The sequence below is a fragment of the Streptomyces sp. NPDC048270 genome (assembly GCF_040652335.1).
Lineage (GTDB): Bacteria > Actinomycetota > Actinomycetes > Streptomycetales > Streptomycetaceae > Streptomyces.
Genome location: NZ_JBEZLV010000039.1, coordinates 1 through 20,770, shown reverse-complemented (window position 1 = coordinate 20,770; position 20,770 = coordinate 1). Strand labels below are relative to the sequence as shown.

The window sequence follows — 20,770 nt, the reverse complement described above, 5'->3', positions numbered from 1 at the left end:
GGGGCGAGCCCTGCCCGGCCGGCCCGACCGGGCCCACCGGTCAGACCGGTACCCCGTCCTTGGCGACTTCGGGCTGGGGCGGAACGGCGCCCGCCGGTTCGCCCGGCCCGTCGTCGACCAGCGTGGACTCGTCGAACGGCAGCCGCCCGGCGAGCACCTCGTCCGCCCGTGCGCGGTCGAACTCCTTGGTCCAGGTGCCGATGAGCACCGTGGCGACCGCGTTGCCCGCGAAGTTGGTCAGCGCCCGCGCCTCGCTCATGAACCGGTCGATGCCGACGATGAGCCCGACCCCGTCCACCAGTTCGGGCCGGTGCGACTGCAGCCCGCCCGCGAGCGTGGCCAGGCCCGCGCCGGTCACTCCGGCCGCGCCCTTCGAGGCGATGACCATGAACAGGAGCAGGGAGATCTGCTCGCCCAGCGCGAGCGGCTGGCCCATCGCCTCCGCGACGAACAGGGAGGCCATCGTCAGGTAGATCGCGGTCCCGTCCAGGTTGAAGGAGTAGCCGGTCGGCACCGTGATGCCGGTGACCGGCCGGGAGACCCCCAGGTGCTCCATCTTCGCGATGAGCCTCGGGAGCGCCGACTCCGAGGAGGAGGTGGACAGGATCAGCAGGAACTCCCGCCCGAGGTAGCGCAGCAGGGAGAACACGCTGACCCCGGTGCACACCCGCAGCAGGGTGCCGAGCACCACGAAGACGAAGATCAGGCAGGTCGCGTAGAAGCCGATCATGATGACGGCGAGTGACGTGAGCGCGTCGATGCCGGTCGCCCCGACCACCGCCGCGATCGCCCCGAAGGCGCCCACCGGGGCCGCCCACATGATCATCGCCAGGATCCGGAACACCAGCTTCTGTACGTGCCCGATCCCGCGCAGGACGGGCTCGCCCGCCGCGCCCATGGCCTGCAGCGCGAACCCGCACAGCAGCGCCACCAGCAGCGTCTGGAGCACCTCGCCGCCGGTGAAGGCGGACACCAGCGTGGTCGGGATGATCCCCAGCAGGAACTCCGGCGTGCTCTCCGCCCCGCCCGCCTTGGCCTGCGCCTCGCCGGCCTGCTTGGCCGCCTCGGTGAGGTGCAGCCCGCTGCCCGGGTCCAGCAGGTTGCCCACGACCAGGCCGATGGCGAGGGCCACGGTGGACATCACCATGAAGTAGCCGAGGGCGAGCCCGCCCACGGCCCCCACCTTGGCGGCCTTGCGGACCGAGCCGATGCCCAGCACGATCGTGCAGAAGATCACGGGCGAGATCATCATCTTGATGAGGTTCACGAAGCCGGTGCCCAGCGGCTTGAGCTCCACGGCCACGCCGGGTGCGGCGAAGCCGACGGCGATGCCGAGGAGCACCGCGGCGATCACCGCGATGTAGAGATAGTGCGTTCTGTCGCGCGTGGCGGCCACGATGCCTCCTGGTGGTGAAAACGTTCCGGGAGGACCATGGCCCGCGGCTGTGACCCCGGTCACCCTTGCGTTCATTGAGTTCACGAGCCGGTGCACACTGAGCGCCATGTTCCGTTTGCCCCGGCCGCCGCGCAGCCTCGCCGGCCAGCTCTTCGCCATGCAGGTGCTGCTGGTCGCCGTGGTCGTGGCCGGGTGCGCCGTCTTCGCGTACGCCACCGCACGCGGCCAGGCCGAGGACGCCGCCCGCCGCCAGGCCGGGGCCGTGGCCCGCGCGGTCGCCGACTCGCCCTCGGTCCTGGAGGCCGTACGGGAGGCCGTGGGCGGGGGCGACCCCACGGCCCGGCTCCAGCCGTACGCCGAGCGGGTGCGCGTCGACTCGGGCGTGGACTTCGTGACGATCATGGACCCGGCCGGGCGGCGCTGGACCCACCCCGACCCGCGCCGGATCGGCGAGCCCTTCCTCGGCAACACCGCCGCCGCCCTGCGCGGCCAGACCTTCAGCGAGACCTACACCGGCACCCTCGGCCCCTCGATCCGGGTGGTCACCCCGCTCACGGACGACGGCCGCGTGGTCGGCATGGTCAGCGCCGGCATCACCGTCCGGGCGGTCAGCGCGCGCCTCGCCGAGCAGCTCACCGCCCTCGTCTGGGTCGCGGCCGCGGCCCTCGCCCTCGGCGGGGCGGGCACGTACATCGTCAACGCCCGGCTGCGCCGCCACACCCACGGGATGAACGCGGGCGAGCTCAGCCGGATGTACGACTACCACCAGGCGGCCCTGCACGGCGTGCGCGAGGGACTGCTGATGCTCGACGGACAGCGCAGGATCACCCTGATCAACGACGCCGGGCGAGAACTGCTGGGCCTGCGGGGCGCGGTGACCGGCACCGGTGTCGCCGACCTGGGGCTGCCGGCCCCGCTCACCGGAGCGCTGCTCGCCGACCGGCCGCGGGTGGACGAGGTGCACCTGGCCGCCGACCGGGTGCTCGTCGTCAACAGCTCACCCGTCGCCGGCGGCGGCCGCCGGGGCACCGTGGTCACCCTGCGCGATCACACCGAACTCCAGGTGCTGGCCGGCGAGTTGGACCACGAACGGGGATTCACCCAGGCCCTGCGCTCGCAGGCGCACGAGGCGGCGAACCGGCTGCACACGGTCGTCTCGCTCATCGAGCTCGGGCGGGCGGAGGAGGCGGTGGAGTTCGCCACGGCGGAGCTGGAGCTGGCGCAGGCCCTCACCGACGAGGTGGTCACCGCCGTCGGAGAACCGGTCCTGGTGGCGCTGCTCCTCGGCAAGGCCGCCCAGGCGCACGAGCGGGGCGTCGAGCTGGTGGTCACCCCCGACAGCACGGCCATCGACGGCGCGCCGGGGACCCCGCCGGCCCGGGACCTGGTCACCGTGGTCGGCAATCTCGTGGACAACGCCATGGACGCGCTGACCGGCGTACCGGGCGGCCGGATCGCGGTCACCGTGCGCCGCGACGGGGAAGGGATCCTGCTGCGGGTGGCGGACAGCGGGCCCGGCCTCCCGGAGGGGGTGGACGTGTTCCGGCGCGGCTGGTCCGGCAAGGGCGAGGACCGGGGCCTGGGCCTCGCCCTCGTACGGCAGGTGGCGCAGCGCCACGGCGGCACCGCGGACGCCTCCGCGGGCCCCTCCGGCGGCGCCGAGTTCACCGTACGGCTGCCGGCGCCCGGGCGCCCCGCCGTGGGCGGGCCCGCGTGAGCGCGCCCGGGGTGCGGGTCCTGATCGTCGAGGACGACCCGGTCGCGGCCGACGCGCACGCGCTCTACGTCGGCCGGGTCCCCGGGTTCACCGCGGTCGCCGCCGTGCACTCGCTCGCCGAGGCCACCCGGGTCCTGGAGCGGACCCGCGTCGACCTGCTGCTGCTCGACCTCACCCTGCCGGACGGGCACGGCCTGCGCTTCGCCCGCGGGCTGCGGGCCGCCGGGCACCCCGTCGACGTCATCGTGGTGACCTCCGCACGGGACCTGGCCGTGGTCCGCGAGAGCGTCTCGCTCGGCGTGGTCCAGTACGTGCTGAAGCCCTTCGCCTTCCCGACCCTGCGCGAACGGCTCCTGCGCTACGCCGAGTTCCGCGCGACGGCGGGCGAGGCGGCCGGCCAGGACGACGTGGACCGGGCGATGGCCGCCCTGCGCGCCCCGCGCCCGGCCGAACTCCCCAAGGGGCTGAGCGCGCCGACCCTGGACCGGGTCGCCGCGCTGCTGCGCTCGGCCCCCGAGGGGCTGACCGCGGCGGGGGCGGCCGAGGCGGCCGGGATCTCGAGGATCACCGCCCGCCGCTACCTGGAGCACCTGGTGGACACCGGCCGCGCGGACCGCACCCCCCGCTACGGCCAGGTCGGCCGCCCCGAACTGCACTACCGCTGGCTGGCGGCGGCCGGCTCGGTGTCGAAGGTGTAGAACTTCCGGTGGTCCAGCATGTCCGCCGGGGTCACGTCGTTCCACGGCCGCATCGTGTCGTTCAGGTCCACGACGTTCGCCGTGCCGGCCGCCGGCAGGTAGCCGGACTGCGGGTGGCGGGCCTGCCAGTCGGCCCACAGCTTGTCCACGAAGGCGTGGTGCATCCAGAACACCGGGTCGTTGGGCGAGACCCCGGTGCCCATCTGGCCGCCGACCCACACGTGCACCCGGTTGTGCAGGTTGGCGCCCCGCCAGCCCTCCAGGTTGTTGCGGAAGCCGCTGGAGGAGCTGTTCCAGGGGGCCGCGTCGTACACCGGCATGGCGAGGACGGCGTCGACTTCGGCCTTGGTCGGCAGTTCGGCGACGCCCTGGCCGAGCGCCCGGCGCAGGTACGCGCGCCCGTCCACCCGTACGCCTATGTTCCACTTGCCCGTCGCGTAGGCGAAGGGGCCGTCGAGGACCTGCCCGTCGCGCGCCCGGCCGGTACCGCCGAGGAAGTCGGCGGCCCAGAGGGAGGAGCGGGTGGTGCGGTCGGCGGTCCAGTCCCAGTACGGGAGCGTGACGTTCGCGTCCACCTCCTGCAGAGCAGCCTCGAACTCCAGAAGAAACCGGCGGTGCCAGGGGAGGAAGGAGGGGGAGCGGTGGCCCACCCGGTCGCCCGAGTCGGTGTCGGCCATGATGAAGCCGTTGTGGGTGGTGACGAAGCGGTCGTACCGGCCGGTGCGCTTCAGCTCCAGCAGCGCGTTGGTGAAGGCGCGCTTCTCCTCGGGAGTGAGCGCGGCCTGGTTCTTGCGGACGGTCATGCCGTGCCTCCCATCGGGGCGAAGGGGGCGAGCACGGCGCCCTGGAGCTCGCGCACGGCGGCCCGGGCCAGCGAGGCCGGGTCGGAATACGTCTCGTAGTGGTTGACCACGCTGATCCAGGTGCCGTCGGCGTTGCGCATCACGTGCAGTTCGCGGCCGTCGATCCGGACGGTGGGCAGGCCGGGGGAGTGGTGGCCGCCGTGGTGGCCGCCGCCCGTGCCGGCGGTTATCTGGATGCGTCGGCCCTTGTACACCTCGTCGACCGTGCCGGCGGGGGTGGCGGCGGCCCGGGAGTCGGTGGCGGCGGCGCGCGCGGTGGCGCCCGCCAGTCCGAGGACGGTGAGTGCACCGGCAGTGGTGCCCAAGGCCTGCCGGCGGGTGATCTTGTTCATGACCGTAGAACTACCAGGCGCCTGACGGTAGTTGACCGGTATCCGGACATCGGAGGATAAGTTTCGTATAGAACGAGTTGCACGATCTTTCGATTCCGGCAGGCCTTTGCGGCTCCGGCGGGAAGATCTGCGGTGACCATGCTACTCGACGGTAATTTCTTCGGCTCCGCCCGGCGACTATGGAGGGGGTCACACTGCGGAGTCGGCCGGAAGTGTGGCGTGACGTCGGGGGGATATATCCCTTATTCACCTATAGTGCCGACATGGCTCTGCATGAGACGAAGGACGCACACGCCCCCGACGCCGACCCGGACGTGTTCGCGTCCGCGCTGAGCGGCCAGATCCTCCCCAAGTACCGGATGCCCGAGGACCCCGCGCCCACCGAGGTGGTCTACGAACTCATCCGCAACGAACTGCTGTTGGACGGGAACGCCGCGCAGAACCTGGCCACCTTCTGCACCACCTGGTCCGATGACGGCGTCCACCGCCTGATGAACGACTGCCTCGACAAGAACATGATCGACAAGGACGAGTACCCGCAGACCGCCGAGATCGAGGCCCGCTGCGTCACCATCCTGGCCGACCTGTGGAACGCCCCCACCGGCACCACCGGGGCCGGCTGCTCCACCACCGGCTCCAGCGAGGCCGCCATGCTCGGCGGGCTCGCCCTCAAATGGCGCTGGCGCGCCCGCCGCCGCGCCCAGGGACTGCCCGCGGACCGCCCCAACCTGGTCTGCGGCCCGGTCCAGATCTGCTGGGAGAAGTTCGCCCGCTACTTCGACGTCGAGCTGCGCCAGGTCCCCCTGGAGCCGGGGGCCACCGGCCTGAGGCCCCACCAGCTCGCCGCGTACGTCGACGAGAACACCATCGGCGTCGTCGCCATCCTCGGCGTCACCTACACCTGCGACTACGAGCCCGTCGCCGAGATCGCGGCCGAACTCGACCGCATCCAGGCCGAGCACGGCTGGGACGTCCCCATCCACGTGGACGGCGCGAGCGGCGCCTTCGTGGCCCCCTTCCTCCACCCCGACGTGGTCTGGGACTTCAGGCTGCCGCGCGTCGCCTCCGTCAACACCTCGGGCCACAAGTACGGACTCGCGCCCCTCGGCGTCGGCTGGATCGTCTGGCGCACCGCCGACCTGCTCCCCGCCGAACTCGTCTTCGACGTGGACTACCTGGGCGGCGACATGCCGACCTTCGCCCTCAACTTCTCCCGCCCCGGGGGCGAGGTCATCGCCCAGTACTACCTGTTCCTGCGCCTGGGCCGGGGCGGCTACCGCCAGGTGCAGCAGGCCTGCGCCGACACCGCGCAGTACCTGGCCTCCGAGATCGCGGCGATGGGCCCGTTCACCCTCCTCTACGACGGCCGGGGCGCCCTGCCCGCCGTCTCCTACACCCTCGCCGACCCGGCCGGAGCCGGCTTCAGCCTCTACGACCTCTCCGACCGGCTGCGCATGCGCGGCTGGCAGGTGCCCTCGTACCCGCTGCCCGCCGACCGGGACGACACCGTCATCCAGCGGGTCCTGGTCCGCCACGGGGTGACCCGCGATCAGATCGCCCTGCTCGTCGCCGACCTGCGCCGCGCCGTGGAGCACCTGGAGGCCGCCCCGCCGCCCGCGCCCGCCACCGAACCGCGCTCCGGCTTCCACCACTAGTGCCGGGGCGGGCCTACCAGCGCATGTCCAGCGCGTCGAGCGCCTCGACCCGGTCCCGGGTGAGGGAGCCCGCGCGCGAGCGCTGGTTGGCGATCCAGGCGCCCAGGCGCAGCTCCCGGTCCCCGACCCGCTCGACGTGCGTACGGGGGACCGTGAGGTGCCCCTCGCGGCCCCGGAACTGCCGGGCCGCCTCCCACTGCTCCGCCCAGGCCGCGGCATGGCTGCGGCGCGGCGGCGGACGCTCCGCCGCCGTCGCCGCGGTCACCCCGAGCACGTGCTCCAGGAGCCAGCGCTGGGCCCAGGAGAGCCCTTCCCAGTTCAGCCGCTGGCCGCGGACCCACCCGCCCAGGTCCTCGCCCTGGACCACCAGTTCGCCGGGGGAGAGGGGGAGCCGGCCGCCCGCGTCGAGATGGACCCGCGCCAGGTGGAAGGCGCGCTGCCAGGAGATCTCCCAGGCGGGGCACCAGGACGGGTCCACCGCCTCCAGAGCCTCGCGCCGCTCCTCCGACAGGGCCCCCGGCCCCTCGCGGCGGGCCGCCGCCCGCTGGTTCTTGACCCACACCCCGACCGGCGCCCCGCGCCAGGTGGCATCCACCGGCGGCAGCAGGTGGCCGTGTTCCGCCGCCCAGCCGGCGGCCGCCGCCAGGCCCTCCTCGAAGGCCACGTCGAAGTGGCTCCACACCATGCCGAGCCCGTCGAGCGCGGCCGCCCGCTCCCGGCCGAGCGCGCCCCGGCGGTAGGTGCGCCGCGCGTCCGCGATCCACTGGCCGAGCGGGAACCCGGCCAGCGCCGGGGGCCACGCCGCGTCCCGCGCCGGCACCTTGAAGCCGAACGGCACCTTGAGGTGCCCGGCGGTGGCGGCGTGGATCCGGGCGGCCTCGACCCCGCGGCGCCAGTGCGCGTGCTCGGGATGCAGCACGCGCAGCCGTACGAAGGAGGCCAGCAGCGCGGGATCCCGGGGGGTGGAGAAGCTCAGCAGCGCCTGCGCCCCGGAGGCCGCCGCCGGGGCCGCGGTCCGGCTCGGCGCCTGCGGCTGGGCCAGCGACTCGACCAGCCGGGAGTCGTGCGCCCGCAGGGCCTCCAGCAGCCGCGCGAGGTCCCCGTAGGCCCGCGAGGTGAGCATGGCCTCCGGCGTCTCGCCCGGCTCCAGCAGCACGGGGACCACCAGGGAGGCCACCTTCCCCTCCCCGGGGCGGATCCGCAGCGCCCGTCCGACGGCCTGGACCAGATCGGGCATGGACCCCCGTACGTCGGCCCAGTAGACGGAGTCGCACTCCTTGGTGTCCACGCCCTCGCCGAGCACCCGCACACTGCCGAGGAAGGCCTTCTCCGCGACCCGGCCGTCCGCGAACGCGTCCAGCACGCGCCGCCGGTGCGCGGCGGAGTGCCGGCCCGACAGCCAGTCCGCCCAGACCGTACGGGGATACGCCGGGCTGCCGCTGCCGCTGCCGCCTGCGCCGCCGGCCCGCAGCCGGTCCGCCACGGCCGGCAGGCCCGCCGCGAAGGCCTCGGCCTCCCTGGTCAGGTGGTGGAAGACGAGCGTCCGCCGGAACCCCTCCTGGGCGGCGGCCTTCACCAGCGCGGTCTGCAGCGCCGCCATCCGGGCTCCGCGCACCGCGTCCGAGCGGCCGTCCGGGCCCAGCAGCACGGCCGCCCGGAACTGCGGATCGGTGACGTCCACGCACACCACCCGGTACGGGGCGCAGATCCCGCGGTCGACGGCCTCGGACAGGGTGAGCGTGTAGCAGCGCGCGCCGAAGGGTCCGAGCGGATCGTCCTCCATGGACGCGACCAGCTCGCCGTGCCCCCGCGCACCGCCCGCGCGGCCCTCCCCGCCCGCCTCGGCCGGCTCTCCGGCCCCGCCCGCCTCTGCGGGCTCTCCCTCCCGCGCCTCCTCGCCGTCCTGCCAGACGCGCGGCGTGGCCGTCAGGTAGAGCCGCCGGACGGCGGGGATCCGCGTGTTGTCGTGCACCACCGCCCAGGGTTTGCCGATCCGGCCGGACGTCCGGTGCGCCTCGTCGACCACGATCAGGTCCCAGCCCGGCAGTCCGGCGAGATGGGCGCGCTCGATGGTGCCCAGGCCCAGCGAGGCGTACGTCGCGAACACCGTCGCCCGGCCCGTGGCCCGGCCGCCCCAGCGGGCCAGTTCGGCCGCGTCGGTGGTGGTCGGCATGCCGGCGTCCTCGGGGCGCAGGGAGCACACGGCCAGCGAGCGGCCGGCGCGGCCGCCCTCCCGCCAGGCGGCGGCGGTCTGCACCAGCAGGTCCAGGGAGGGCACCAGCACCAGCACCCGCCCGGCCCGCAGCTCCTCCGCCGAGCGGACGGCGACCAGGGACTTCCCCGAGCCGGTGGCCATGATCACCTGGGTGCGCAGCCCGCGCTGGGGCACCCGGCCCCCGGCGGGCACCTCCAGCGCCCGGGCCACGGCATCGACGGCCTCCCGCTGGTGCGGCCTCAGGTCCTTCCTCGCCATGTCCCGTGCTCCACCCGTCGTGATCAGCCGATTCCCCTCCAGTCCCTATCCTGCCCCCGTTGTGACGCACGGGGGGACGCGCCGCGCGGAAGGGAGCCGCGCCACGGCGAGCGGGAACGCGCCCCGCGGATCGCCGATACCCGGAGCGGCGTTGATCAACTGGCGGCCGAATGCGACGGTGGGACCCATGACCGACACGTTCGATGACAACCGGCGGCTGCTGTTCGGCACCGCCTACCGGATGCTCGGCAGCGTCGCCGACGCCGAGGACATCGTGCAGGACGCCTGGCTCGCCTGGAACCGGACGGACCGCACCTCCGTCGAGCACCCCAAGGCCTACCTGGTGCGCACCGTCACCAACCTGAGCCTGAACCGGCTGACGTCGGCCCGGGCCGTCCGCGAGGCGTACGTCGGCCCTTGGCTCCCCGAACCCCTCCTGACCTCGCCCGACGTCGCCGAGGAGGCCGAACTGGCCGACACGGTCTCCATGGCGGTCCTGGTCGTGCTGGAAACCCTCACTCCGGTGGAACGCGCGGTGTTCCTGCTCCGCGAGGTGTTCGGCTACACGTACGCGGAGATCGCCGAGGTCGTCGGGAAGTCGCAGGCCGCGGTCCGCCAGTCCGCGCACCGGGCCCGCGAGCACGTACGGGCCGGCCGCCCCCGGTTCACCGCCGAGGCGTCCGAACAGCGCGAGATCGCCGAGAAGTTCCTCGCGGCCTGCGCGGGCGGGGACCTGCGCGAGGTGCTCGCGCTCCTCGCCCCCGACGTGGCCTCCTGGTCGGACGGCGGCGGCGTCGTCTCGGCCGCCCGCCGCCCCCTGCGCGGCCCCGACCACGTCGCCCGCTGGCTGCTGGGCGTCCTCGCCAAACCCGGGGCACAGGGCATGGAGATGGGCATCACGGAGATCAACGGCGAGCCCGGCCTGCTCATGGCCCTCGGCGGGGTGCCCGTCGGGGCGGTCACCTTCGAGGCGGCCGAAGGCCGGATCACCGCGCTGCGCTTCGTCGTCAATCCGCGGAAGCTGCGCGGCGTCCAGCCCTGAACCGCCCCCGGCCGCCGGCTACTTCGCCCCGAAGTTCTGCGTCCACCAGGGACCGCCCGCGCCCTGGTGGATGCCGACGCCGATGTCCTTGAACGAGCAGTTGAGGATGTTCGCACGGTGCCCCGGGCTCTTCATCCAGGCGTCCATCACCGACTGGGCCGTCTGCTGGCCCTTCGCGATGTTCTCCCCGTACGTCGACCAGCGGTATCCGGCGGTGGTCGTCCGCTGGCCCGGGTCGGTCCCGTCGGGGCTGGTGTGCGAGAAGTAGTCCCGCCGGGCCATGTCGTCGGAGTGGTTCTGGGCGGCCGCCCGCAGCTGGCCGTCCTCCTTCAGCGGACCGCAGCCCGCCGCCGCCCGCTCGGAGTTGACCAGCGCCACGACCTGACCCGCCATCCCCGGCGGGGCGGGGGCCGGCGCCGGCGGCTTCGGGCTCGGCGAGCTGCTGCGGCTCGGCGTCGGGGTGGGGCTCGCGGCCGGGCTCGGCGAGGCGGAGGCCGACGGCGAGGGGGACGCGGAGGCCGAGGGGGACGCGGAGGCGGACGGCGAGGGCGGCTCGGAGGGGAGCGCGGACTCCGAGGCCGAGAGCGCGGCCAGCGGGGCCGGGGCGGCGGCGTCGGCCGTCTTCTTCTCGCCGGAGCCGGGGAGGGTGCCGAGGTAGACCAGGCCGCCGCCCGCGACACAGGCGGCCAGCACCGCCCCGCCGATCACCCGCCGGCGGTTCTGCCGGCGCTTGCGCAGGGCGCCGCGGCCGCCGCCCGCCGTCGCCACGTCCGGGGCGAGGTGCGTCTGGGCCGCGGTGTCGGCGAAGTCCGCGCCCGAGCCCGTGCCCGTGCCCTCGCCGGCGGCATAGGCGGCGGCCACGGGGTCGAAGCCGGCCGTACCGGCCGCGCGGATCCCGGCCAGCAGGGCCGCCGAGACGGGTACGAGGGCCAGCCCGGCCAGCAGTCCCTCCGCCGGAACCAGGCCGCTCCACAGGCCGGAGCACCGCACGCATTCCCGCGCGTGACGGGCTATTCGCTTGCGCCACAGCGCCGAGGGCCGGCCGTCCCAGCCGGCCGCCAGCGTCCGCAGCTCCTCGCACACCGGCCGGGCGTCCAGGGCGCGCTCCACCACGCGGGCCGCCTCCAGCTGCGCCTTCATCCGCTGCACCCGCACCGCCGTGTGCTGCGGGGACAGCTCCAGCGCCGCGGCCACCTCGGCCCGGGTGAGCTCCCCGGCGCACTCCAGCCACCACAGCGACAGCAGCGCCCGGTCGTCGGGCTCCAGCCAGCGCGTGGCGCGAGCCGTCTCGCGCCGCTGACCGGCCAGGTTGAGGCGGACGACGGTCAGGTCGACGAAGTCCGCCCCCGGGTCGGCGACCTCGCCCGCCTCGTCCAGGGTGGACTCGCCGTAGCCGCTCTGGCGGGCCTGCCAGTACGCCCGTACGCGGTTCATCGCGATCGCCACCAGCCAGGACCGGAAGCTCTCGTCGGCGTGCAGGCCGCCCAGCCCGTCGAGCGCCCGCAGCATCGTGTCCTGCACCACGTCGTCCACGTCGCAGGACCCGTTCAGGGCGCGGCCGACGATGTTGTAGACGAGCGGCAGGTGGGTGCCGACGAGTTCGTCCTGCGCGCGGGGATCGCCCGCGCGGGCCGCTGCCACCAGCGCTGCCGTGTGCTGAGTGCTCATGTGATGTTCCCTGTCCGTACCGGCGGTCGATGATGCCCAATGCATGGGAGACCGTCGAGAGGGGTCTCGATAACACTTATCCGGAAGATGATTTCCCGGCATCCGCCGCGGGCGGAAGGGGGCGGTGCCGGGACGGTGCGCGGTCCGGCCCCTCCGCCGCGGCGCAGCCAGCATCGCACTGCCCGCCGCGGTGCCCGACACCACCCGGCTCCGCCCTGCTCACAGCAGCGGAGCCAGTGCCCGCGTCGCCGCGCGCAGGGCCGGTGCCCAGGCCTCGATCTCCTCACGGGACACCAGGAACGTGACGGTGGTGATGCTGACCCCGCCGACCGGGCGGCCGTCCGGTCCGAGGACGGCAGCGCCGATGCAGCGGATGGTGGGTTCGTTCTCCTCGTCGTCCAGGGCGAAGCCCCGGGCGCGGACTTCGGCCAGCTGTGCGTACAGGTCCCGCGCGCTCGTGACCGTGCGCGCGGTACGGGGCGGCAGCCCGGTGGCGGCGACCAAATCCCGTACCTCCTGCTCGGGAAGATGGGCCAGGATGCTCTTGCCGATCGCGGTGGTGTGCAGCGGCATGCGCATCCCGATCCGGCTGGCCGTCCGGAAGGGCTGCTCGCTCTCCAGCTTCCGGATGTAGGTGACGGTCTGCCCGCTGTGCAGGGCCAGATGGACGGTCTGCCCGCCCGCCGCCCGCCGCAGCTCGTCCAGGATCCGCCCGATGCTCGCCGGCTCCCCGCCGCTGACCAGGGCGGACAGTCCGCGCAGCCGCGGCCCGACCCCGTACCGCCCGTCGTCCTCCTGGCGGACGAAGCCCTGTTCGGCCAGCGAGGCGAGGATCCGGAAGGTGCTGGACTTGGGTACGGCGGCGGCCGCGGTCACCTCCGCCAGCCGGTGCGGCCCGCCGGGGGCGGCCACCGCCTCCAGGATGCGCAGGGACTTCTCCAACGCCGATCCCGCGGCGGAGGTCCGCCCACCGCGCGTCGCGCTGCCGTTCCCGGGGGCCGGGGCCTCATCCGTTGACATGCCGACTCCCGGACTGGGTAGGGTCTAGACCACATGGTTCCGCTACACAATATGACGTTCCACTACGTGGAACAAACGGGAGGGTCCCTTGTCCTGCCACCCGTACGCGGTCATGGCCGCCCAGCGCCTGCTGCCGGTGCTGCGCAGCGCCGATGCCGACCAGGCCGTCCGGCACGCCGGCGCCCTGCTCGCCGCCGGATGCCGCGCGGTCGAGCTGACCACCTCCACCCCCGGCTGGGCCTCCGCCGTCCGCCGCACCGCCCCGCTCGCCGACGCGTACGGGCGCCCCGCCCTCGTCGGCGTCGGCACGGTGACCACCGCCGAGCAGGCCGGGGCCGCCCTGGACGCGGGAGCCGGCTTCCTGATCTCCCCCCACCCCGCGCCGGAGGTGCGCCGGGTCGCCGCACGCCGCGAAGCCGTCTTCATCGAGGGCGGGTTCACCCCCGGCGAGATCGCCTCCGCCGTCCGGGCCGGGGGCGCCGCCAAGGTGTTTCCGGCCCATGTCGGCGGTCCGGATTTCATCCGCTCCCTCAAGGCGGTCCTGCCCCCGGGACTGATCGTTCCGACCGGGGGCATCCGGCCCGCCGAGGTGCCGGACTGGCTGGCGGCCGGGGCGGACGCCGTCGGCATCGGCAGCGGACTGCCCGACGACCCGGGCGAACTGGCCGCCGTCTTCGCCGAGCTGGCCGGACCGTGCTGCGGCCGCGGCGGCTGCGCCGGCCGGGAGCCCCGGCCGTGACCGGCGCGCCGTACGACGTCCTGGTGCTCGGCGAGGTGCTCGTCGAGATCCACGCCGCGGCCGCCCCGGGCGAGGTCGCCGACGGCACCCCGGCCCGCATCTCCTACTCCGGGGACGCGCTGAACGCCGCGGCGGCCGCCGCGGCCGCCGGCGCCCGCACCGCCCTGCTCGCCGTCGTCGGCGACGACGAACTCAGCACCCCGCTGCTGCGGCGGGCCGCCGAACTCGGGGTGGACGTCTCCCACGTACGCCGCGCCCCGCGGCCCAACGGCGCCTACCTGCTGTCCGCCGACACCGAAGGCGGCCGGGAGTTCGTCTACTGGCGTGCCCACAGCGCCGGTTCCACCCTCGCGCCCGCCCATGTCGACTCCTGGCGCGGGCTGCTCACCGCCTCCACGGCGCTGATCACCAGCGGCATCACGGCCGCGCTCTCACCGAGCAGCCACGACGCCGTACTGGCCGCCGCCCACCTCGTGCACGAGGCCGGCGGGCACCTCTCGTACGACCCCAACTTCCGCCCCCGGCTGACCGGCCGCGACCGTGCCCGGGACCTGCTCGCCCGGATCACCCCGCTGACCGGGCTGCTCAAGACCTCCTGCCCGGCCGACGCCCTGGCCCTCGTGGACACCGACGATCCGGACACCGCCGCCGCCCGCTGCCGCGCGCTGGGCGCCCGCACCGTCGTGGTGACCGCCGGCGCCGGCCGGCTGCTGCTGGACGACGGATCGGGCGCCCGGTACCAGACGGTCCCGGTGAACCCGGCCCCGGTCGACGCGACCGGGGCCGGGGACTGCTTCACCGGCACGGCCACCGCCCGGCTCGCCCTCGGCGACGGGCTCGCGGACGCCGTCGCCTACGGCGCGGCGGCCGCCTCCCTCTCGGTGTCCGGCCGCGGGGGCACCGGGCGCGTCCCCGCCTTCCCGCAGACGGCGGCGCTGGCCGCGCGGCACCGCGGACTCACAGGCCGCCCAGGAGCGCGACCTCCTCGGGGGTGAGGCGCAGGGAGCCCGCGGCGACGTTCTCGACGAGGTGGTCCGGGTTCCCCGTGCCCGGGATCGCCAGGACGTGCGGGCCGCGGCCCAGCGTCCACGCCAGGCGCAGCTGGGCCGCCGAGACCCCGTGGGCCTCGGCCAGGTCGCGTACCTCGGGGCCCTCCTCGGCGGCCGCCCCCGACTCCTTGCCGGCGCCGGCGATCGCGAAGAACGGCACGAAGGCGATGCCCTGCTCCCCGCAGGCCTCCAGGAAGGCGTGGTCCTCGGCCGGGGAGCCGATCCCGTACGGGTTCTGCACGCACACCACCGGCGCGATGGCACGCGCCTCGGCGAGGTGGTCGGGGCGGGCGTTGGAGATGCCCAGGTGGCGGATCAGGCCGGCGGTGCGGAGCTCGGCGAGCGCCCCGAAGTGCTCGGCGACCGACCCGGTCGTCTCCCGGCGCGGGACGCGGAGGTTGACCACGTCGAGGTGGTCGCGGCCCAGCTGGCGCAGGTTCTCCTCCACCTGCCCGCGCAACTGCCCGGGCTCGGCCCACCACCACTGGCCGGCGGCGTCGCGGCCCGGCCCGACCTTGGTGGTGATGACCAGGTCGTCGGCGTACGGAGCAAGCGCGCGGTTGATCAGCTCGTTGGCGGAGCGCAGCGGGGAGAAGTAGAAGGCGGCGGTGTCGATGTGGTTCACACCGAGCTCCACGGCGCGGCGCAGCACGCCGGTCACCCGCTCACGGTCGCTGGGGGAGCCGTCGGCGAGGTGCGTGAGCCGCATCGCGCCCAAGCCGAGCCGGTTGACGGTGAGGTCGCCCAGCCGCCAGGTGCCCGCGGAGGCCGCGGTGATCGTTTCTGTCATTCGGCGACCGTACCGGGCTCGTCGACCCATCCGGCGGCCAGGACCAGCCGGGAGGTGCGGTGGACGGCCAGGAAGCCGAAGGGCCGGTCGAAGCGGGCCTCCGCCCGCCGGACCCGGTACCGCGGACGGGGCGCCGCGCTGCCGGCCGCCGCCGCGAACGCGGTGACGGCCGCGGCCTCGAAGCCCTCGGCGCCGAAACGGGCCAGCGCCGTCTGGCGCGCCGAGCCGATGGCCGACGGCTCGGCGCTGATGCCGGGGAAGTGCCCGCGGCGGCCGTCGCACGCGGCCTCCAGCCCGAACAGCCGCGCCTGGCGCAGCAGGTCGTGCTCCGCGCGGACCTCTCGTCGGCGTAGCCCGACATCTCGCGGAAGGGGCGGATCCATTTCAGTCGCAGAGCCAACGCGGAGTCCGGGACGAACCGGGTGTCTTCCTTGAGGTCCACCGGCATCCGCTCGATCAGGCCGCCGGTCCGCTCCGTTGACCGCCCGCACCGTCGAGTTCGTCATCCGCGGGAGCGTACGTGGTGGGACGCCGCCGGGCCGGATCCTTTTCCGCGGCCCGGCGGCGCCGGTCAGTGGCCCTCGCGGGGGCCGGTCAGCGGCCCCGCAGGCCCCGGTCCACGGCCGTCAGCAGCTCGCCGTCGGCGGTGTCCGCGTCCAGGGACCAGAACATCGCGCCGCCCAGACCGTGTTCGCGGACGTAGCCGGACTTGGCGCGCAGCACCTGCGGGTCGTCGTACGTCCACAGGGTGGTGCCGTCGAAGAGCCAGGCGTGCCCGCCGCGCCGGTCCCGGTGGATCTGGTAGGTCCCCGAATCGGCCAGCCCCTTCAGGGCCTTGTAGTCCTCGTACCCCGCCGCCCAGGTGGCCGGCGCCGGTCCGGTGGCGGGCTGGCCCATGCCGTCCCCGCCGCCGCTGACGCCCGTCCAGCCCTGCCCGTAGAACGGCATGCCGACCACCAGCTTGTGCGCGGGCGCCCCGCGCTCGCGCCAGGCGTCGACCGTGCCGTCCACGCTGAAGTCGCCCCGGGCGTACAGCGCGGACTGCTGGGCCGTGGTGGCCTCGCCGGAGACGTGGAAGTCGTAGCCCTGGAGGGTGACGAAGTCGAGGTCGCGCATGATCCGGCGGACCTCGAAGCCCGCGTCGATCTTGGCGGGAGCGGTCGGGACGAAGGCCGTCAGCTCGTACGGCGACTTCCGCTTCTGGCTGCGCCCGTACGCGTCGAGCTGCGTGCGGAACTCCTTGACGAGCTCGGTGAAGTTGCGCTTGTCCTCGGGCCGGAACTTCGTGTCCGTGTCCCCGGCCGAGCCCGGCCACTCCCAGTCGAGGTCGATCCCGTCGAACAGCCCGGCGGCCGCGCCCGCGCCGCCGCGGGTGCCGTCCTGCGGCAGGTTGCCCTTGATGTAGAGGTCGATGCACGACTGGACGAACGCCTTGCGGGAGGCGGGGGTCAGCGCGGCGTCCGAGAAGTGCGTGGACCAGCTCCAACCGCCCAGCGAGATCATCACCTTGAGGCCGGGGTGCTTGGCCTTGAGCTCGCGGAGCTGGTTGAAGTTGCCGGCGAGCGGCTGGTCCCAGGTGTCGGCGACCCCGTCCACGGAGTTCTCTGCGTCGAGCGGGCGGACGTAGTCGGCCCAGGCGTCGGCCTCGCCGGGCACGTTCCCGGTGAAGCACTTGCCCTCGGCGCTGACGTTGCCGAAGGCGTAGTTGATGTGGGTGAGCTTGCCGGCGGAACCGTTCGCCTCCAGGTCCTGGACCTGGAAGTCCCGTCCGTAGACGCCCCATTGGGTGAAGTAGCCGACCTTCTTGTACGAGCGGTAGTGGCCGCCCGCCGCCTCGTCCTGCGCGGCGCCGGCGGTGGGCGCGAAGGCGGCCAGCAGGGAGAGGGAGCAGGCGGCGACGGCCAGCCTGCCGAGCATGCTGCGGCGCATGGGCTTCCTTTGCGGATGCGGGAGCGGGGGCGTGAGCGCGTGCGCGGTGCATGCCGGAAACTATTGGTCTGGACCAGAGCGGTCAAGGGGGCGGCGGAAACTCGCCGGTCGGCTACGGAAGACTCCACTGGCCCACGTCGTCCGCCAGGCCGCCGTTCAGCGCGAACTGGACCGCCGCCGCGGTGGCGTCCTGGGGCAGCCGGAAGGTGACGAAGCCCTCGGCCGAGCCGCCGGGGCTCAGGGTGACGGTGTCGGGGAAGGAATCCCCGGCCGTCGTCGGGCTGTTGAGGCCGGAGAACCGCTTCCCGGCGGTGTCCAGCAGGTGCGCGGCCGGCGCGGGGGAGTCCTTGTACACGGTGGTCCCGGTGTTCTCCAGCCGGAACCGGACGGCCAGCAGCCGGGTCGACGCGTCGGGCGCCGGGCCCTGCGCATCGGCCGGGCTCGCGGGGTCCACCACTTGGACCAGGGTGACGTCGAGCCGCTGGCCGGGCTCGCTCCCGGCGAGGGAGACGGTCTCGCCCGAGCCGCCGGGGGCCGCGCCCAGCAGCGCCGGACCGAAGGCCGCGAGGACGCACGCGGCCACCGCGCCGCGCAGGCGGCGCCGGGGCATGCGGGCCCCCGCCGATCCACCGGTCACCCTGTCCACGATCCTCCCCGGCCCTCCGCCCCGCCACCCGCGCGGCCCCGGGACGGCGACCGGCGGCGCGCGATCCCGCGCCGCCGCCCGCCGGCGCGATCCCGCGCCGCCGCCCGCCGTCGGGGACCGGATGGGCCGGCCCGCCGGAGGCTACGCGGCGCCGTCCTCCTGGTACCCGTACGGGCGGGTGATGATCTCCATCCCGTGGCCCGCCGGATCCGTGAAGTACACGCCGCGGCCCCCGTCGTTGTGGTTGATCTCGCCGGGGTGCCTTCCGTGCGGGTTGGCGAAGTACGCGACCCCCGCGGCCCGGATCTTGTCGAAGGCCGCGTCGAACTCCTCCTCGGAGAGGAGGAACGCGTAGTGCTGCGGGGTGATGGCCTCGGCCGGGACGGTCGCGAAGTCCAGCGTGACGCCGTTGGCCGTCTCGACCGGGATGAAGGGGCCCCACTCGGCCCCGACGCTCAGGCCCAGGACGTGGGCCAGGAACGCGGCGGACTCCCGGTTGTCACGGGAGTGGATGATGGTGTGGTTCAGTGCGACTGACATGGGTGGATGCCTCCGAAAGGCACTTCGCGGCGACCTCCATGCCTCACCCGGCCGGTGACCGGCACGCGATGCCGCGGTGCCGATGCTAGTGCTGTGACCGCAAAGGTTCACCGGGTCGCGACGCCCGGCACGGCACCTCGCTGCGTTGTCGGACCGCACAAGTACGTCCAGTACGAGCCGTGGCCCTCCGCCTTGCGATGCACCGCACCGGACGCCGCGCCCCGGCAAACCTTTCCGGCCACAGCACTAGGCAGGCCCGCCGGGCGAAGTCCACCGGGTATCGGCCCCGGGGCCCGCCCGTCCGGCCCGCACGTCCCCTACACGGCCTCGAGGTCGCCCCGCGCGGGGTGGGTTCGCCCCGCGCGGGGCGAGCCAAGATCGAATGTGCAATCCGATCGAAGCAATCAGTTCGCGGGCGGCGGCCCCGGTCGGAGGGATTCGCGTGGCTCCCCAGGCGCGCCTACGTGCGGATGGTCAGCCGCGGCAGCAGTTCCAGGTGCTGGCGGGGGCTGTCCTGCGCGTTCTCGCCCGCGAGGCGTTCCACCAGCCGGTCCAGCAGCAGGTCCGCCGCGCGGGCGCCGACCTCGCGCTTGGCCGGCGCCACCGCCGACAGCGGTACGTCGGCCATCTCGGCGACCTCGTCGTCGTACGTGATCACGGCCAGGTCCTCCGGCACCCGCACGCCCCGGGCCTGGAGCCGCGGGATCAGCATGATCGCGTCGGTGTCGCTGTGGATCAGCGCCGCGGTCACCCCGCCGGCCGTCACCGCGTTGCACAGGTACTCCAGGGTGCGGGCGAAGGTGTCCGCGTCCGAGAGCGGGCCCGGCCCGGCCGCCGGCCACGGCGGCGCCGGCTCCAGCCCGAGCGCGGCCACCGCGGCCTCGTACCCGGCCCGCAGCCGCGCCGTGGTCGGCGTGGTCCGGCTCGCCAGGGCGATCCGCCGGTACCCCAGCCCCACGAGGTGCTGCACCGCCCGGGCCGCCCCGTGCGCGTGGTCGGAGGCCACCCGGTCGAGGGCCGCCGCCGGATGCCCCGGCGGGGCCCACCGCTCCACCAGGACGGTGGGGACGGGGAGTTCCACCGTCCAGGCCCCCTCCCCGGGCCCGGGCGACCCGGCCTCCCAGTTCGGGGTGAGCAGCAGTCCGTGCGCCCCGGTGGACAGCAGCCGGTCCGCCTGGGTCCGGTCCTCGCCCGGCAGGTAGCGGGTCAGCCCCACCGTGAGCCGCGCGCCACGGGCTTCCACGGCCGCGCGGGCCCCCCGTACGACGTCGGCGTAGTAGTACTCGGTGGTGGGCACCACCATCCCGATCACGAGCCCCTCGCCGTCGTCGGGACCGCCGTGACCGGCAGCGGCCGGGTCAGAGGCGGCGGTGGAGGAGGCGGAGGCTCCGGCGTCCCCCGCGCCCGCCCGGCCGCCCGGCGGCGCGGCTCCCGGCTCCACCCGGCTGATCACCCCGTGCATCCGCTGGATCTCGCCCCGGGCCGCCATCGCCTCGATGTCCCGCCGCAGGGTGACGGGGGAGATGCCCAGCTCCCGGGCCAGCTCCGCGACGCGCACACTGCCCCGCGCCCGGACGAGCGCGAGCACCTGGGCCTGACGCTGGTCTACGTGTGGTCTCAAGGGGTCCCCCTGCGGTCTGCCGTTCCGTCGGCGTCATCATAGGCAATCGAACCGATCGATTCGATCGATTCCGATCAACTTGTCATTGACGCCGTGGTCAGAGCGTTCATATATTCGGCGGCGTCCCGCATCGCACGGCATCACGTCCCTCTTTCGGGAGTCAGCGCATGCTCACGCACGACCAGGACGGATTCCCGGCCCGACCTCGGCCGCCGCGCGGTCGTCACCGTCCCGTGAGAGAGGATCCCCACGTGAAGCGCACGAGTACCCGCCTGGCAGACGGCCGCGAGATCATCTACTACGACACCGGCGACACCGGCGACACCGGCGACACCGGCGACACGGGCGACGCCGGCGACGACGGCGCCGCCCGTACCTTCCCCGACACCCGCCCGCTGGGGACGCCCGCCACCGCGAGCACCTGCGAGGTCCGGCGCGATCCGCTGCTCGGCGACAGCGTCGTCATCGCCTCCCACCGGCAGGACCGCACCTACCACCCACCCGCCGACGCCTGCCCGCTGTGCCCCTCCACCACCACCCACGCCAGCGAGATCCCCGCCCCCCACTACCAGGTGGCCGTCTTCGAAAACCG

At 74.5% G+C, this 20,770-nt stretch carries 17 protein-coding genes and 2 pseudogenes; 7 read left to right on the top strand and 12 right to left on the bottom strand.

Annotation, left to right across the window (positions count from 1 at the left end):
• Window positions 1-40 precede the first annotated feature (40 nt).
• Window positions 41-1,396: a cation:dicarboxylase symporter family transporter gene (locus tag AB0D66_RS27715; RefSeq protein ID WP_362309055.1), complete on the bottom strand. Its 1,356-nt coding sequence runs from the start codon at window positions 1,394-1,396 to the stop codon at window positions 41-43.
• A 106-nt stretch (window positions 1,397-1,502) separates the two neighbouring features.
• On the opposite strand from AB0D66_RS27715, the gene AB0D66_RS27710 reads away from it, so the two are divergent.
• Entirely contained in the window at window positions 1,503-3,113 is a 1,611-nt protein-coding gene (locus tag AB0D66_RS27710; protein WP_362309052.1) for a sensor histidine kinase, read from the top strand.
• A complete protein-coding gene (locus tag AB0D66_RS27705) occupies window positions 3,110-3,811 on the top strand; it encodes a response regulator (protein WP_362309049.1) in 702 nt (233 codons plus the stop codon). The genes AB0D66_RS27710 and AB0D66_RS27705 overlap by 4 nt, the downstream gene beginning before the upstream one ends.
• On the opposite strand, the gene AB0D66_RS27700 is transcribed toward AB0D66_RS27705, so the two are convergent.
• Together AB0D66_RS27700 and AB0D66_RS27695 are read right to left on the bottom strand one after the other, a co-directional pair.
• Window positions 3,769-4,614 carry a tyrosinase family protein gene (locus AB0D66_RS27700; protein ID WP_362309046.1) on the bottom strand — a complete coding sequence of 282 codons (846 nt, stop codon included), beginning with the start codon at window positions 4,612-4,614 and terminating at the stop codon, window positions 3,769-3,771. The genes AB0D66_RS27705 and AB0D66_RS27700 overlap by 43 nt on opposite strands.
• Window positions 4,611-5,006 carry a tyrosinase family oxidase copper chaperone gene (locus tag AB0D66_RS27695; protein WP_362309043.1) on the bottom strand — a complete coding sequence of 132 codons (396 nt, stop codon included), beginning with the start codon at window positions 5,004-5,006 and terminating at the stop codon, window positions 4,611-4,613. The genes AB0D66_RS27700 and AB0D66_RS27695 overlap by 4 nt, the downstream gene beginning before the upstream one ends.
• A gap of 263 nt (window positions 5,007-5,269) precedes the next feature.
• Here AB0D66_RS27695 and AB0D66_RS27690 point away from each other — a divergent pair, with 263 nt between their 5' ends.
• Window positions 5,270-6,661 carry a glutamate decarboxylase gene (locus AB0D66_RS27690; protein ID WP_362309040.1) on the top strand — a complete coding sequence of 464 codons (1,392 nt, stop codon included), beginning with the start codon at window positions 5,270-5,272 and terminating at the stop codon, window positions 6,659-6,661.
• Window positions 6,662-6,674: 13 nt separating this feature from the next.
• On the opposite strand, the gene AB0D66_RS27685 is transcribed toward AB0D66_RS27690, so the two are convergent.
• Window positions 6,675-9,134, bottom strand: a complete 2,460-nt coding sequence (locus AB0D66_RS27685; protein WP_362309037.1) for a Helicase associated domain protein — start codon at window positions 9,132-9,134, stop codon at window positions 6,675-6,677.
• Between the two features lie 187 nt (window positions 9,135-9,321).
• Here AB0D66_RS27685 and AB0D66_RS27680 point away from each other — a divergent pair, with 187 nt between their 5' ends.
• Complete coding sequence (locus tag AB0D66_RS27680) at window positions 9,322-10,176, top strand: RNA polymerase sigma-70 factor (RefSeq protein ID WP_362309034.1); 855 nt, start codon at window positions 9,322-9,324, stop codon at window positions 10,174-10,176.
• 18 nt (window positions 10,177-10,194) lie between these two features.
• On the opposite strand, the gene AB0D66_RS27675 is transcribed toward AB0D66_RS27680, so the two are convergent.
• Complete coding sequence (locus AB0D66_RS27675) at window positions 10,195-11,844, bottom strand: sigma-70 family RNA polymerase sigma factor (RefSeq protein ID WP_362309032.1); 1,650 nt, start codon at window positions 11,842-11,844, stop codon at window positions 10,195-10,197.
• A 219-nt stretch (window positions 11,845-12,063) separates the two neighbouring features.
• On the bottom strand, window positions 12,064-12,864 hold the full coding sequence (locus AB0D66_RS27670; RefSeq protein ID WP_362309029.1) for an IclR family transcriptional regulator: 801 nt from the start codon (window positions 12,862-12,864) through the stop codon (window positions 12,064-12,066).
• A gap of 88 nt (window positions 12,865-12,952) precedes the next feature.
• Here AB0D66_RS27670 and AB0D66_RS27665 point away from each other — a divergent pair, with 88 nt between their 5' ends.
• Both AB0D66_RS27665 and AB0D66_RS27660 read left to right on the top strand, forming a co-directional pair.
• Window positions 12,953-13,603 carry a bifunctional 4-hydroxy-2-oxoglutarate aldolase/2-dehydro-3-deoxy-phosphogluconate aldolase gene (locus AB0D66_RS27665; protein ID WP_362309026.1) on the top strand — a complete coding sequence of 217 codons (651 nt, stop codon included), beginning with the start codon at window positions 12,953-12,955 and terminating at the stop codon, window positions 13,601-13,603.
• Entirely contained in the window at window positions 13,600-14,598 is a 999-nt protein-coding gene (locus AB0D66_RS27660) for a PfkB family carbohydrate kinase (RefSeq protein ID WP_362309023.1), read from the top strand. Before AB0D66_RS27665 ends, AB0D66_RS27660 begins: the two co-directional genes overlap by 4 nt.
• Here AB0D66_RS27660 and AB0D66_RS27655 read toward each other — a convergent pair.
• From AB0D66_RS27655 to AB0D66_RS27630, 6 genes and pseudogenes are all read right to left on the bottom strand, one after another.
• Window positions 14,561-15,442, bottom strand: coding sequence for an aldo/keto reductase (locus AB0D66_RS27655; protein ID WP_362309020.1), 882 nt, complete (start codon window positions 15,440-15,442; stop codon window positions 14,561-14,563). The genes AB0D66_RS27660 and AB0D66_RS27655 overlap by 38 nt on opposite strands.
• A pseudogene (locus tag AB0D66_RS27650) lies at window positions 15,439-15,783 on the bottom strand (serpin family protein); the annotation flags it as partial. The pseudogene AB0D66_RS27650 and the gene AB0D66_RS27655, both read right to left, overlap by 4 nt.
• A gap of 253 nt (window positions 15,784-16,036) precedes the next feature.
• Entirely contained in the window at window positions 16,037-17,371 is a 1,335-nt protein-coding gene (locus AB0D66_RS27645) for a glycoside hydrolase family 18 protein (protein ID WP_362309017.1), read from the bottom strand.
• Window positions 17,372-17,483: 112 nt separating this feature from the next.
• Window positions 17,484-18,008, bottom strand: coding sequence for a hypothetical protein (locus tag AB0D66_RS27640; RefSeq protein ID WP_362309014.1), 525 nt, complete (start codon window positions 18,006-18,008; stop codon window positions 17,484-17,486).
• Between the two features lie 150 nt (window positions 18,009-18,158).
• The gene (locus AB0D66_RS27635; RefSeq protein WP_362309011.1) at window positions 18,159-18,557 is read right to left on the bottom strand and encodes a VOC family protein; all 399 of its coding nucleotides are present in this window, start codon (window positions 18,555-18,557) and stop codon (window positions 18,159-18,161) included.
• Window positions 18,558-19,017: 460 nt separating this feature from the next.
• Window positions 19,018-20,178 (bottom strand): substrate-binding domain-containing protein, encoded by a 1,161-nt coding sequence (locus tag AB0D66_RS27630; protein ID WP_362309008.1) that lies wholly within the window; start codon window positions 20,176-20,178, stop codon window positions 19,018-19,020.
• Window positions 20,179-20,429: 251 nt separating this feature from the next.
• On the opposite strand from AB0D66_RS27630, the pseudogene AB0D66_RS27625 reads away from it, so the two are divergent.
• Window positions 20,430-20,770 (top strand): annotated as a pseudogene (locus AB0D66_RS27625) (hypothetical protein); the annotation flags it as partial.